The sequence below is a fragment of the Mesorhizobium sp. PL10 genome, assembly GCF_053714315.1.
The window spans coordinates 1-414 of the sequence record NZ_JBSKBR010000209.1 but is presented as its reverse complement, the minus strand read 5'-3'; the positions used below and the strand labels follow the sequence as shown (position 1 = coordinate 414).

The 414-nt window shown below is 59.7% G+C and carries 1 pseudogene; it reads left to right on the top strand.

The features are described 5' to 3' along the window. Nucleotides 1-414, top strand: a pseudogene (locus ACWGTO_RS33890) (ISKra4 family transposase); the annotation flags it as partial.

The window sequence follows — 414 nt, the reverse complement described above, 5'->3', positions numbered from 1 at the left end:
GCGAGCATGTCCTCGACTGGTTCCATATCACCATGCGCATCACCGTCCTTCGCCAGTTCGCGCAGGGGCTCGAGAACTACGACGAGCAGGCCGGGCAGGATCTGCTTGAAGCCCTCCGCAGGATCAAATGGCATCTCTGGCATGGTAACGTCTATCGTGCCCGTGACGAAATTGCCGACCTGCAATTCGATGCGGAAGGTCTGGAAACAGGCTATCCCAACATGCGCAAGTTCCTGGCCGCCATCGGCGACTTCCAGGCCTACATTGCCTCCAACAGTGCGAGCCTGATCAATTACGGCGAACGCTATCGGTCCGGTGAGCGCATCTCCTCGGCCTTCGTCGAGGCCACCGTCAACGCCGTCATCTCCAAGCGCTTCGCCAAGAAACAGCAGATGCAGTGGAGCAGGGTCGGCG